This is a genomic window from Pseudomonas sp. Irchel 3A7 (assembly GCF_900187565.1).
Lineage (GTDB): Bacteria > Pseudomonadota > Gammaproteobacteria > Pseudomonadales > Pseudomonadaceae > Aquipseudomonas.
This window is the reverse complement of sequence record NZ_FYED01000010.1, coordinates 89048-101750: the sequence shown is the minus strand read 5'-3', so window position 1 is coordinate 101750 and position 12703 is coordinate 89048. Positions and strand designations below refer to the sequence as shown.

Here is a 12703-nt window from a genome sequence, read left to right as displayed (position 1 = left end):
TTGCCGCTGTGCGACATGCTCGGGACCGCCAACTCCATTTCCGGCCATGGATGGTCGCGTGAGTGACTTGGCGATTATTCACAAATCGTGCGCAAAGCATTCACTTTATGACCCTTGATGCAAGATCCGCGACGAATATTCTATCCATGCGTCAGAACCCGTGATCTCGCACAAGACCGATTAACGAGCCCATTCCATGACCCGTCCAAGAACGCTCTACCAGAAGCACATCGACAGTCACACCGTTTGCGAACTCGACGACCAGGGCCATGTGCTGTTGTACGTCGATCGCCAGGTCGCCAACGAATACACCAGTCCGCAGGCCTTCAGCGGTCTGCGCGAGTCGGGGCGCTGCGTCTGGCGTCCGGGCGCGACGCTGGCCGTGGTCGACCATGTGAACCCCACGACCCCGACACGCATTGCCACGATGGCGGATGCCGGGGGTGCACGTCAGGTTTCGTACTTCGAAGAAAACTGCCGTGATTTCGGCATCGAGTTGTTCGACGTGCTGGATAAACGCCAGGGGATCGAACATGTGGTGGCCCCGGAACAAGGTTTTATCCTGCCAGGCATGGTCGTCGCTGCCGGCGACAGCCACACCACCACCTACGGCGCCCTGGGTGCGTTCGGGTTTGGTATCGGCACCTCTGAAATCGAACACCTGCTGGCCTCGCAAACCCTGGTCTACAAACGCCTGAAGACGATGCGCGTGACAGTCAACGGCTTGCTCGGCAGCGGGCTGACGTCCAAGGACATCATCATGGCCCTGATCGAAAAAATCGGAGCCTCGGGGGCCACGGGTTATGCGATTGAATTCGCAGGTCCAGCGATCGCCGAACTCAGCGTGGAAGCGCGCATGACCATTTGCAACATGGCCGTCGAGGCTGGCGCCCGGGGTGCGTTCATGGCGCCGGATGACAAGGTGTTTGCCTACCTGCAAAACAAACCACGCGCGCCCCGGGACGAGTTGTGGGAACAGGCTGTCGCCACATGGAGAGGTCTTCATAGTGATGAAGGCGCCCTGTTCGATCGCGAGGTGACCCTTGATGTCAGTGCCTTGGAGCCCATGGTCACCTGGGGCACCAGCCCCGATCAGGCCGCACCGGTCGGTAGCCGTGTCCCGGACCCCGCCAGCCAGCCGGACCTGATCCTGCGCCAGGGCATACAGCGCGCCCTCGACTACATGGGCCTGAAGCCCGGCATGCCCCTGACCGACGTGATGATCAGCCATGCCTTCATCGGTTCCTGCACCAACGCGCGCATCGAGGATCTGCGTGACGTCGCCCGTGTCGTACGTGGCAAACGCGTGGCCGCTCATGTACGGGCGATGATCGTTCCCGGCTCGACACTGGTTCGCAATCAGGCTGAAAGCGAGGGGCTGGCGCAGGTCTTCCTCGATGCCGGTTTCGAGTGGCGGCAATCCGGTTGCTCGATGTGCCTGGCCATGAATGACGATGTACTCGCGCCGGGCGACCGCTGCGCCTCCAGTACCAATCGCAACTTTGAAGGCCGTCAGGGTGCCGGTGCGCGCACGCACCTGATGAGCCCGGCGATGGTCGCGGCCGCCGCGATCACCGGGCATTTGACCGACGTCCGCTCATTCGCTCTGGAGGCTTGAACCATGCAACCTTTCACTACGGTCAGCGGCAGTGCCGCGCCACTGCTGGCAGCCAACATCGACACCGATGTGATCATGCCCAAGCAGTTTCTCAAGGGCATCGATCGCCAGGGGCTGGACCAGGGATTGTTCTTCGATCTGCGCTTCCTGCAATCGGGCGAGCCCAATCCTGAGTTCATCCTCAACCAACCCGCCTGGAACGATGCAGCCTTTCTGGTCGTCGGCCCCAACTTCGGCTGCGGCTCCAGTCGCGAGCACGCAGTCTGGGGCTTGAAGCAAGTGGGCATCCGGGCCTTGATCGGCACGAGTTTCGCCGGAATTTTCTATGACAACTGCCAGCGCAACGGGGTGTTGGCGATCCAGCTTTGCGAGGCTCAACTGAAGCAGATTGCCGAGGTGACCAGCGTCGCAGCGACGGCGCGGATCAGCGTCAACCTGCCGGAGCAAACCATCGCGCTGGCTGACAGCAGCGTGATCCCGTTCGAGATTGATCAGCTGCGCAAGCAATCGCTGCTATCGGGGTTGGATGCCATCGGCACGACGCTGCAGCGTGCCGAGCAGATTCGCCGTTTTGAGGTGCAGCATCTGGCGGACAACCCCTGGCTAGCCTGACGGAAGTACGCTGTACCTGTGGGAGCGAGCCTGCTCGCGAACAGGCTGTATCAGTCGACGTTAATGCCGCCTGATACACCGCTTTCGCGAGCAGGCTCGCTCCCACAGAGGGCTATTCATTCGACTGACAGATCGCGAAAGTAATCTTCCAGAAACTCGACGCAAACCCGCAATTTCGCCGACTGGCTAAGCCGGGTCGGATAGACCGCCCAGACATTGGCGCTCTGGGTGTAGTCATGCAGCACTTGCACCAGTCGCCCCTGCTCCAGCATCGGTTTGACGTCCCACATCGAACGCAGCAGGATCCCGCCGCCGCTCAAGGCCCACTCCAGAACGATCTCGCCGCTGTTGGAGGACAACGGGCCGCTGACACGCACCGATTCCTCTTGCCCATTCCGGGTCAGGTTCCACACGCCGAAAGCATAGTTGCGCTCTTTCAACACCAGGCAATCATGGTCTTTCAAGTCCGCCAGCGAGTGTGGCATTCCGCGCCGCGCCAGATACTCCGGCGTCGCACACAGCACGCGCCGATTGCTCACCAGCTTGCGACCCAGGTGCTGACCCGGCAGGTCATCGCCGACACGAATCTCCAGGTCGAACCCCTCGCCAACGATATCCACCACCCGATCGAACACATCGAGGCGAATCTCCAGTTTCGGGTAGGTCTGCGACAACTTGCAGATGGCCGGGGCGACATGATTACGGCCAAAACCAAAGCTGCTGCAGATGTGCAACGAGCCCATGGGCTGCTGCCGGGCCTCGGAAATTTCACCGACAAAATCGTCAAAGTCGCCCAGCAGTTTCTCGGCCCACACCCGCACCCGTTCGCCGTCGTCGGTCAGTGCAATACGCCGGGTGGTGCGGTGCAACAGCCGTGTCGACAGCGTGGTTTCCAGCACGGAAATGCGTTTGCTGATGTAGGCCGGCGAGTAGCCCAGCTCTTCAGCGGCGCTGGCGAAGCCATTTTTACGCACCACGGTGAGGAAAACCTTGAGGTCTTCAGGCAAAGGAAATTGATCACGATTCGTGTTCATACGCCTCATACTTACACTGTTTATCACGCTATTTGCGAAGGATAACATCGATCCATGGGCTAGCAACTCACTCCTGGCGTGGTGATGCTGACGACGGTGTTGTTGCGGTCATTGGTCTGAACCCGAGTGCCTGAAGGCATTTGTGGAGTCTGGTACTGTGTAACCATCATCGCCTTGGTGCTGCACTATGTCGGATCACATTCCTGCTGGCGACTGGGTCAAATACTCGCCCGAACTCCAAAAAATGGAACGCATCGAAGCTTTCTTTAACGGGCATGGCTTCACCCCCCACCGTCACGACACTTATGCCATCGGCACAACCCTGTCCGGCGTGCAAAGCTTCCAGTACCGTCGCTGCCAACGTCACAGTCTGCCTGGCAATATCCTGGTGCTGCATCCTGATGAGGTGCATGACGGTCAAGCAGGTACTGAGGAAGGGTTTCGTTATCGGATGGTGTACATCCAGCCCGCTTTGATTCAGCAGATATTGGGTGGCAAGCCGCTGCCGTTTATTGAAGGGGGGTTATCTGATGACCCTCGTTTGTATCGCGCTACTCGGGCGTTGTTGTGCAACCTGGACTCCGCGATGGAGCCGCTTGAGGAAGACGACGTGCTTTATGACCTGGCGCAGGCGCTGGATCAGGTATCAGGGCGGAGGGTGGCCCGCAAGGCACTGGACTTTGTCGCTGCGGAGCGGGCACGGGCGTTTATTCATTCTGCGCTGGATCGTGTGGTAACACTGGATGAACTGTCACAGGCGAGTGGTCGGGATCGGTGGAGCCTCAGCAGAGACTTCCGTGCGCTGTACGGTACGAGCCCCTATCGGTACATGACTCAGCGACGACTTGATCTCGCCAGGGTCCTGCTGAAGTCGGGCTATCCGTTGGCAGAAACAGCCCTATCGACGGGATTCTTCGACCAAAGCCATTTGACTCGTCAGTTTATCCAGACCTATGGCGTGCCGCCTGGACGCTGGCTGACGCGTCTGAAACAGTTTTGACCAGACTGCCGTCCTTGACCTGCACAATCGTGCAATACGCCGCTTCGCTTCCCGCTTAAGGTCAGGTTTCGATTTCTTGATAACTTGAGAGACTCAAATGCCTGATACATCCGTTGTGGCGCACTACTCTGCAATCAACTTCTCGAAGAAATACGCCCTCTTCAGTGAACAATGGGCACCCAAAGTCATCGCAAAAATGAACGACTACCAGTTCAAAATTGTGAAGCTCGAAGGAGATTTCATCTGGCATTGCCATGCTGACACGGATGAAGCTTTTATCGTATTGGAAGGACAGCTTCGCATTGATTTCAGGGATGGAGCGGTGCTGATCGAGCAAGGTGAAATGTATGTAGTGCCTAAGGGCACAGAGCACAAACCGTACGCGGAACGCGAGGTGAAGTTGTTGCTGATCGAGCCTAGCGGTGTATTGAATACAGGCGATGAGGCAGGAGATAAAACCGCAGAGAATGACATCTGGATTTAGGACAGGTGGGACAGGCCATGTTTTTCATCCAGGAAAAAACGTGGTTTGTCCCAGTAAAAAAAGAAAAAAGAGGACAGATCTATTTAATCGCAAAGCAGATTTGTCCCGCATTCGCGCGGTGAGTCCGGCATAAATAGATCTGTCCCCTTTCCTTGCTAAAACCGGACAGTTCCTGTGTGCAGGCGGGAAACCTCTTGGAGCCATGGCGGAAGAATCGCCTGATGGTTGGACGTTGTTAAACATCCAACCACCGCCAGGTGCGTTATGAGGGACGACGCACCACCCTCACCCGCCCACTGTTGCCACCGCCACAGAAAAACCGCTCGCCACCATCAGACTCAAGCCCCGAAACGCCGATACCGGCCGGCATCTTCAGGCTTTCCAGCACCTCGCCGGTGTTCGAATCGATCCGGCGCAGTTCGCCTTCATCGCCTTCCCACGTGCCATGCCACAGCGCACCCTCGACCCAGGTCACACCGGTGACAAAGCGGTTGGATTCGAGGGTGCGCAGGATCGCGCCACTCTCGGGGTCGATCTGGTGGATTTTGCGTTCGCGGTACTGCCCGACCCAGAGCGTGCCTTCGGCCCAGGTCAGGCCCGAATCGTTGCCACCACCGGGAGCCGGGATGGTGGAGAGTACGCGGCCGGTCTGGGGGTCAATTTTCTGGATACGGTCCTCTGCGATCTGGTACAGATGCTTGCCATCGAAGGCAGTGCCGGCGTGGGCGGCGACATCGATCGAGCGCAACGTGCGGCCGCTGTCGGGGTCCAGGGCCTGGAGCTTGTCGGTGGCGGCGAACCATACCTGGTGCCCGTCCCAGGTAAGGCCGTGCACGGTTTCGACGCCTTCAAAGGGGCCATACTCGCGGAGAATTTCGGCTGCTGACTGTTTCATTTCGCGGTTCCTCGAAAGGGGTTGGTGGCGTTCATCCTAGCCACCGGGCAGCGGAACCGGGAGTAACAAGGTCGTCGCGAAACCCGGCACCGGCGGGGTCAGCCAGCGTCGTGCCCGTCCCTGCCCGAACGACTGCACCTTGCCCGCCTCTGCCAACGTATCGAGCATGCGCTGCGCAGTGCGCTGACTGATACCCAACGCCAGCGACAGCGCCGAGCTCGACCATGCTTCACCGTCGTTGAGCAAGGCGAACAGCGCTGCATGTTTTTCCTCAACCGGTGGTATGAGCAGCACAACCTCGGCTGAAACCTGTGGGACCAGTGCAAAGCCGCGTTTGGTGGCAATCACACCGGCCAGGGGTTTGAGCGCCGCACGCAGTCGACCGATTTCGACCCGCAACCGGGCGCGATGGGATTCATCGCTGAGTTTCAGGTGAAAAGCCCGGGTGATCAGGATTTCCCGCGGCACATCGTCCGGCCAGGCTTCGGCCAATGTTCGCGCGAGGGTGAACAGGATCGGCCGCGTCGATAACGACACCGACATGCCCGCGCCACGCACAACGTATCGACAGGCGTCCACCACCAGCGATGTCGAGGCGAGAAGCGCTTCTACTTCGTCGAGCAACAATGTCCGTTCTTCACCCTGGGCCAGCAAGCGTGCGGCGGGACTGTCGAGCAGCCGAACGGCACTGGCGACTTCCGCCTCCAGCGCCGGGATGGCGGATTGCCGCGCGGCGAGTTCAGCCCTGACGAGGGCCGCACGCGCCGTGTGTGAATGCAGGTGCCGCATGGCGATCCCTGCTGTCACCAGTTCATGGGTGGCTCGCAAGGGTGGCGGCAGGGTGGCGGGGTCAAGTCGGGTGAGTTTTTCCTGCGCCTCATCCAGCTGCCCGATGAGCACCAGGCGGCGGATCTCCAGATACCGCGCATGGGCAGCGTTGACCCAGTCGTCATGAGCCTCCAGCGTGAGCCGCGCGGCATCGAGTGCTTTCACGGGCCAGCCAAGGTCCCGGGACGCCAATGCGATTTCGGCTTCGGCGACAACGCATCGCGCCCGGGCTACCGCCTCTTTCGGCCCGAACGCCCGCGCGGCCCGGCGCACCAGCACCTTGGCCCGCACCAGATCCCCCAGTTGCGCCATGGCGATCCCGCGCAGCGCCAGCGCGGGGGCGTCTTCGCGCAAGGCAATCCGATCGAGCGCGCCAAGGGGATCACCGGCGGCCAGCGCCTGGGCGGCGGCGGTGATCAGCGAGTCCATTGCAGGCTTGCCATGGCGACGCTCCAGAGTCGAATAGTCGCTGTGAGTCTATCTCAGACTTTCTGTGCTTGTGCTGACCCCATCGCTGGCAAGCCAGCTCCCACAGTTTTTTCCGTTCACAAATTTTGTGGTCGACACATAACCTGTGGGAGCGGGCTTGCCCGCGAAGAGGCCATTGAAAACAGCGGAAATTCTTACTGCTTACGCGGGATCAGGAGTTTGATGCTCCCGACAAATCAGCTCGATTTCCCGTGGCTCCAGCGACTCCTGGGTCAATCCACAAAACGCCCCGCCCGCCACGGTCTGATGGAAACGGCAGGTTCGGCATAAGCCGAAGCCCGGCACGTCTTCCCCCTGTTGAATATTGCGCAGCAGCTCCAGCAACAACCCTTCCAGCACCACCGCATCAGCCCCCATGCGCCCGGCGGCGGCCACCAGAAAATCCGGTGGCGTCACGGCGTCCAGCAACGCCTGGGCCGGTGGCGTCAGCATCAGGTGCACGCTGCGTTTGTCCCGGGCATCCGGCCGCTTGATCAACAGACCTTTGCTTTCCAGGGCCTTGAGCGATTGCGACACCGTACCTTTGGTCAGCCCCAGATACTCGGTCACCGCCAAGGGTGTATCGGAGTAGCGATTGCAGCGGCCCAGGTACATCAGCGCACTCAACTGAATCGGTTGCAGGTCCGTCAGTAGCGGGTGCTCGCGAAACCAGACGCGCGTCAGGCTCGACAACCTTTCCAGCAGATCAAACAACACGGGGGCCATTCCTGATTAAAAATGTTGATAAATAGTATCGGATAAAAACCATATTGACAAAAGCATGCCTTGCCGTAGGCTTTATGGTGTCGATTCGAAACAGTTATCCAGCCAAATTTGAAAGGGAGGCACCCATGAAAACCGCACTGGCATTGAGCCTTGGCGCCCTGCTGGCGTCACAAGCCTGGGCTCATGATTCGCAAGGCATCCAAAGCGACAAAGGCAAGACCGACGCAGCGTTCGACCTGGTCAATACCCGAGTCTCCAAGGAAGGCAACGACCTGGTGTTCGAGCAACTGGTCGACGGCAAGGCCGGCAGTCGCGTGCCGACTGCCAAAGGCTCGTTCGCCGGCGCCGAGGTGTACAGCTATGTCTGGCCGACCAGCCTCGACAGTTCCGCCGTCGGCTTTGAGGCCCAGTCCGGCATCCTCGCCCTGGCGCTGACATCGCACCCGGACTTCGATGACACCCCGCAACTGGATGAAAACAAGGACGGCAAGAAAGACAACGATGGCGGTCTGTGGCACGCCCACTGGGTGGTGCTGACCAAGGATGAAAGCTGCGGGCCTGGCGGTTTGAAAGTCCGCGACATTCCCAAGGATGCCAAGCCCAAATTGCCGGCGACCTGGCCGGGTGCGCCCATCTACATCGACTCCCCCGGCTACGATCTGAGCATCGAGAAAAACGCGGCGAAAATCCGGGTGCCGCTGGCGGCGGTCGGGTTCCCGGAAAGCTTTAATTACGACGGCGTCACCGCTGCACTGAAGGTCAATGCCGACCTGCACAACCCGTTGCTGTGCGTCAGCAGCGTCTATGACATTGCCTCGGGCGATCTGTCGCTGCCGGGCACCTGGAAACTGAAGGAGAGCAAATGATGAGCATCAAGGTCTTCGATACCCACGTACGCACCAAAGACGGCCGCTACCTGCACTTCGATGTGTTGATCGAGGATAACAATCCCGAACTGGCGAAAACCTATGCGCGTCGTTTCCTTGATGAACAAGGCGTTCAGGATCAGGATATTGCCCAGGACCGCTGCCAGTTCTGCCACGTCGAACCGTCCAATCCACAAGTGGCCGCGGCGATCGCCGAGCAGGGTTACTTCATCCTCAAACTGCAAGGCTGCCGGGAGTAAAGCCATGAACACCTATCAGCCCTTGAACTGCGACCTGCATGACTATCTGGAAATCGCCTGTCTGCGCGGTTACCGACTGGATGTGGAATTGAAGGATGGCGCGCGCTTGCAAGCCAAGGCGCTGACCACCCGAACCGCCAGCAGCAAGGAAGAATTTCTCTGCCTGGAAACGGCTGACGGCCAGCAGGAGGTCCGCCTGGACCAACTGTTGGCCATCACACCGCTGGACGCCAATGCGCAGTTCGGGCGGGTGGTTTTTTCGGAGTCTGTCTGCACCTTCTAGCTACGATCTCAGACCAGCGACATGCCACCGTCCACGTGCAACTCGATGCCGTTGACGTATGAGCTGTCGCTGGACGCCAAGTAGAGCGCCGCTTGCGCCAACTCATCGGCCTCACCCACGCGACCGGCGGGAATCATGTCCGCCAGCATCTGCATGAAGCCTGGACGCTGTTCCTCTGAAACCCCCAGTTTGCCGATGATCGCCGTGTCGACCGGGCCCGGGCTCAGCACATTGACGCGTATCCGCCGCGCTCGCAGTTCCAGCGCCCAATTGCGCGCAAATGCCGCGATGGCCGCTTTGGACCCTGCATACACAGCATGCCCCTCGAACACTTTTGTTGCGGCCAGGGAGCTGGTCAAAATGATGCTGCCGCCGTCACGCAACAACGGCACGATCGATTGCACGCCGAAGAACACGCCACGGGTATTGATGTTGAATTGCGCGTCGAACTGTTCTGGCGTGACCTGCTGCGAAGGCGTCGAGGTGACGACCCCGGCGTTGGCCATGTAGATATCCAGCGCCCCGAATCGCTCGCGGACTTGCGCGGCCACCTCGGCATGATGCTCAAGACTGGCGACATCGCCCTTGATGCCGATGGCGCCATGACCGATCTGGCGAACGGCGTCGTCCAGTACCGATTGCCGACGGGCCGTGACAATCACTTGCGCGCCCTCTTTGGCAAACAGGCACGCCGAGGCCAAACCGATACCGCTGTTGCCGCCGGTGATCACCGCGACCTTACCTTGAAGACGTTGCATTTGCTGACTCCGCTTGTTGAAGAAGCGCAGTATCATGGCGCGCGCATCCAGCCAACCAGTCCAGCAAAAGGCACATCTGTTGTGCTGCGGAGTCACAAGATGTCGAGTCTGTTGAATCAATCCGCCAGCCTGATTGCCTTCGTCCGTGCCGTCGAAGCCGGCTCGTTCAGCGCTGCCGCGCGCAACGCCGGGACCACACCTTCGGCCATCTCCAAAAGCATTGCCCGGCTGGAAACGGAGCTCAAGGCAAAGCTGTTCCGTCGCTCCACGCGAATGCTCAGCCTGACGCCCGAGGGCAAGGCCTTTTTCGAGCGCGTCGCACCGCTACTGCAAGCCATCGATGACTCCGCCGACGCCCTGCGGGACAGCGGCGATGCGCGCGGTCACCTGCGGGTCAGCATGCCCAGCGAACTCGGGCGATTGCTGATGCCGCGGATCAGCTCGGTATTCCTCGCCGATCACCCCGACCTGGAGCTGGACCTGACCTTGCTCGATCACCGTGTGGAGCTGATTCGCGAAGGTTACGACGTGATTTTCCGCGTCGGCACCCTCACCGACAGCGACTTGAAAAGCCGCACCCTCGCCCAACTCGACATGGCGCTGGTGGCGTCCCCGGCGTTCATCGAAGAATGGGGGAATCCGACCTCCATCGAATCCCTGCGTGCCCTGCCCTTCGTGCGCTATCAGTTGAACGGCCAGACCCTGCCCATCGTTTTTGCCAACGGTGAAACCCTGGTCCCGCGTGGCCGCATTGGCCTGGACTCGGGGTTCGGCCTTCGCGCCGCCGTACTCGGCGGCATGGGGGTGGCCTACCTGATGAAATGCACGGTGCAGCAAGACCTGGACTCAGGTGCCTTGAGACAGGTACTGGCCGATCACCCGCTGCCAACCCGGGCGATTCATTCGCTGCACGCTTTTGGCACGCTGACGCCGATCCGGATCAAGCTGTTTGCCGATTTTGTGCAGCGGGAGCTGCAGCGGTTGAGTTCCCCGATTACCGGTCGGAGCGAGCCTGCTCGCGAAGAGGCCATCACATCCAACCTCCCCATTGACTGACCTGCCGCTTTCGCGAGCAGGCTCGCTCCCACATTTGGATCGCCAGCAGGCCGTTACGCACCCGCCTCCGACCATTCGTCGCCAAGACATAAAAATACCCCTTGACGTCGATTGGGTTCTGCGGGAGTATCACTTCCATCGGATGCGATCTAAACGCACACGACACTAAATCAAACCTGATTGCACCAACGAGGATTCAACCATGAGCAAGATCGAAAAAGTCCTGGCCACCGGCAAGACCCACACCACCCTCAGCAGCGCTGACAACACCTTGCGCGGCCATAACGGCAACCTCGACATCGAGCTGTCGTCGCCCGGTTCCGCCAAGCCGGATCACGTGTTCGCCGCCACCCAGCCACACCCGAAAGCCGAACAACTGTTCGCCGGTGCCTGGTCGGCCTGCTACACCGCCGCGGTCGGTCTGGTGGCCCAGGAACGCAACATCGTCTTGCCAGCTGATCTGGCCGTCGACATCGAAGTCGACCTGGGCCAGACTGGTCCGGCCTACTTCCTTCAGGCCCGACTGACCCTGCGTGTGCCGGGGCTGGCACAGGATGTCGCGACCGAGTTGGCGCACATCGCCGATTCCATCTGCCCTTACTCCAAAGCAACACGCGGCAATATCGACGTTGCCCTGAACGTAATCACGGCGTAAATGTTTTGTTGCGGCATTAATATCGCATGCGATGCAAGCGCACACGAACAATCCAGACTGTTAACCCGAGGGAATTATCATGAGCAAAATCGAAAAAGTACTGGCCAGCGGCAAAACCCATACCACCCACAGCAGCGCCGGCACCACCTCGCGCGGCCATAACGGCAGCCTCGACATCGAACTTTCGTCACCCGGCAGCGCCACTCCGGCACACGTGTTCAGCGGCGTCCAGCCGCACCCGAAAGCCGAGCAACTGTTCGCTGGCGCATGGTCGGCCTGCTACATCGCCGCCGTGGGTCTGGCCGCCCAGCAAGCGAAGGTGACACTGCCGGCGGATCTGGCGGTCGATATCGAAGTCGATCTGGGTCAGACCGGTGCGGAGTACTTCCTCCAGGCTCGCCTGACCTTGCGTGCACCTGGCCTGGACCATGGCGTCGCCACCGAACTGGCGCACAAGGCGGACACCATCTGCCCGTACTCCAAGGCAACCCGCGGCAACATCGACGTCACCCTGAATGTCGTCACCGCGTAACGCACCCTACGGTCGGTTTGCCAGGTATTTCCCTGGTGAACCGGCCGTCGGCCTTTACGCGGCTTGAGGCGACCGACGGGGTCGAGCACTTCCGACTCCATCGCATCCGACGTATAGTTTCAGCCTGTCAAGATCGGCCAAAGAGATCACCCATGAAAACCACCGACAAGCCATCCGCCCTGGATCTCAAGCTTTCCGACTTCCTGTGTTTTGCGGTCTATTCCACCAACCTCGCCTTCGGCAAGGCCTACAAGCCGATGCTCGAACGGCTCGGCCTGACCTACACGCAATACATCACCCTGGTTGCGCTGTGGGAGGAAGACAACCAGACCGTTGGCAGCCTCGGTGAAAAACTGTTTCTCGAATCCAACACCCTGACGCCGATCCTGAAAAAGCTTGAGGCGATGGGGTATCTGCTGCGCCAGCGCGACCCGGAAGATGAACGCCAAGTGCGCATCAGCCTGACCAAAGAAGGCCGAAAGCTGCGCGAAGGCCTGACCGAAGACGGCTTCCCGCAGACCGGCCTTGATCCCGATGACTTCGTGCTGATGCAGAAGGCTGTCGTGGCATTGCGCAACAACCTCATTCGCACGACGAATGCCGATAAATGAACACCTGTAGGAGCGAG

Annotated in this window: 16 protein-coding genes; 11 read left to right on the top strand and 5 right to left on the bottom strand. The window is 60.0% G+C overall.

Annotation, left to right across the window (positions count from 1 at the left end; genetic code table 11):
• The first annotated feature begins 196 nt into the window (after positions 1–196).
• Both leuC and leuD read left to right on the top strand, forming a co-directional pair.
• Complete coding sequence (gene leuC / locus CKW21_RS17600) at positions 197–1618, top strand: 3-isopropylmalate dehydratase large subunit (RefSeq protein ID WP_095195222.1); 1422 nt, start codon at positions 197–199, stop codon at positions 1616–1618.
• Between the two features lie 3 nt (positions 1619–1621).
• Positions 1622–2230: a 3-isopropylmalate dehydratase small subunit gene (gene leuD / locus CKW21_RS17595; RefSeq protein ID WP_095195221.1), complete on the top strand. Its 609-nt coding sequence runs from the start codon at positions 1622–1624 to the stop codon at positions 2228–2230.
• A 116-nt stretch (positions 2231–2346) separates the two neighbouring features.
• Here the strand turns inward: leuD and CKW21_RS17590 are convergent, their stop codons facing one another.
• On the bottom strand, positions 2347–3264 hold the full coding sequence (locus tag CKW21_RS17590; protein WP_095195220.1) for a LysR substrate-binding domain-containing protein: 918 nt from the start codon (positions 3262–3264) through the stop codon (positions 2347–2349).
• A 187-nt stretch (positions 3265–3451) separates the two neighbouring features.
• On the opposite strand from CKW21_RS17590, the gene CKW21_RS17585 reads away from it, so the two are divergent.
• A complete protein-coding gene (locus CKW21_RS17585; RefSeq protein WP_256590271.1) occupies positions 3452–4264 on the top strand; it encodes an AraC family transcriptional regulator in 813 nt (270 codons plus the stop codon).
• 97 nt (positions 4265–4361) lie between these two features.
• Positions 4362–4748, top strand: a complete 387-nt coding sequence (locus CKW21_RS17580) for a cupin domain-containing protein (protein WP_095195219.1) — start codon at positions 4362–4364, stop codon at positions 4746–4748.
• A gap of 262 nt (positions 4749–5010) precedes the next feature.
• Here the strand turns inward: CKW21_RS17580 and CKW21_RS17575 are convergent, their stop codons facing one another.
• The 3 genes from CKW21_RS17575 to CKW21_RS17565 all read right to left on the bottom strand — a co-directional run bounded on the left by CKW21_RS17575 (position 5011) and on the right by CKW21_RS17565 (position 7665).
• On the bottom strand, positions 5011–5643 hold the full coding sequence (locus CKW21_RS17575) for a PQQ-binding-like beta-propeller repeat protein (protein ID WP_095195218.1): 633 nt from the start codon (positions 5641–5643) through the stop codon (positions 5011–5013).
• Positions 5644–5679: 36 nt separating this feature from the next.
• Positions 5680–6900, bottom strand: a complete 1221-nt coding sequence (locus CKW21_RS17570) for a helix-turn-helix domain-containing protein (protein ID WP_095195217.1) — start codon at positions 6898–6900, stop codon at positions 5680–5682.
• Between the two features lie 201 nt (positions 6901–7101).
• Positions 7102–7665: a MarR family winged helix-turn-helix transcriptional regulator gene (locus CKW21_RS17565; RefSeq protein WP_095195216.1), complete on the bottom strand. Its 564-nt coding sequence runs from the start codon at positions 7663–7665 to the stop codon at positions 7102–7104.
• Positions 7666–7790: 125 nt separating this feature from the next.
• On the opposite strand from CKW21_RS17565, the gene CKW21_RS17560 reads away from it, so the two are divergent.
• The 3 genes from CKW21_RS17560 to CKW21_RS17550 are packed head-to-tail and all read left to right on the top strand — an operon-like array spanning position 7791 to position 9074.
• Positions 7791–8531: a hypothetical protein gene (locus tag CKW21_RS17560; RefSeq protein WP_095195215.1), complete on the top strand. Its 741-nt coding sequence runs from the start codon at positions 7791–7793 to the stop codon at positions 8529–8531.
• Complete coding sequence (locus CKW21_RS17555; protein WP_095195214.1) at positions 8531–8791, top strand: DUF2024 family protein; 261 nt, start codon at positions 8531–8533, stop codon at positions 8789–8791. The genes CKW21_RS17560 and CKW21_RS17555 overlap by 1 nt, the downstream gene beginning before the upstream one ends.
• Before the next feature lie 4 nt (positions 8792–8795).
• Complete coding sequence (locus CKW21_RS17550) at positions 8796–9074, top strand: Rho-binding antiterminator (RefSeq protein ID WP_095195213.1); 279 nt, start codon at positions 8796–8798, stop codon at positions 9072–9074.
• 8 nt (positions 9075–9082) lie between these two features.
• Here the strand turns inward: CKW21_RS17550 and CKW21_RS17545 are convergent, their stop codons facing one another.
• Positions 9083–9832, bottom strand: coding sequence for an SDR family oxidoreductase (locus CKW21_RS17545; RefSeq protein WP_095195361.1), 750 nt, complete (start codon positions 9830–9832; stop codon positions 9083–9085).
• 99 nt (positions 9833–9931) lie between these two features.
• Here CKW21_RS17545 and CKW21_RS17540 point away from each other — a divergent pair, with 99 nt between their 5' ends.
• From CKW21_RS17540 to CKW21_RS17525, 4 genes are all read left to right on the top strand, one after another.
• Complete coding sequence (locus CKW21_RS17540; RefSeq protein WP_095195212.1) at positions 9932–10888, top strand: LysR family transcriptional regulator; 957 nt, start codon at positions 9932–9934, stop codon at positions 10886–10888.
• Positions 10889–11090: 202 nt separating this feature from the next.
• The gene (locus tag CKW21_RS17535; RefSeq protein WP_095195211.1) at positions 11091–11543 is read left to right on the top strand and encodes an Ohr family peroxiredoxin; all 453 of its coding nucleotides are present in this window, start codon (positions 11091–11093) and stop codon (positions 11541–11543) included.
• Between the two features lie 79 nt (positions 11544–11622).
• Entirely contained in the window at positions 11623–12075 is a 453-nt protein-coding gene (locus CKW21_RS17530; RefSeq protein WP_095195210.1) for an Ohr family peroxiredoxin, read from the top strand.
• Positions 12076–12227: 152 nt separating this feature from the next.
• Complete coding sequence (locus tag CKW21_RS17525) at positions 12228–12686, top strand: MarR family winged helix-turn-helix transcriptional regulator (RefSeq protein WP_095195209.1); 459 nt, start codon at positions 12228–12230, stop codon at positions 12684–12686.
• Positions 12687–12703 lie beyond the last annotated feature (17 nt).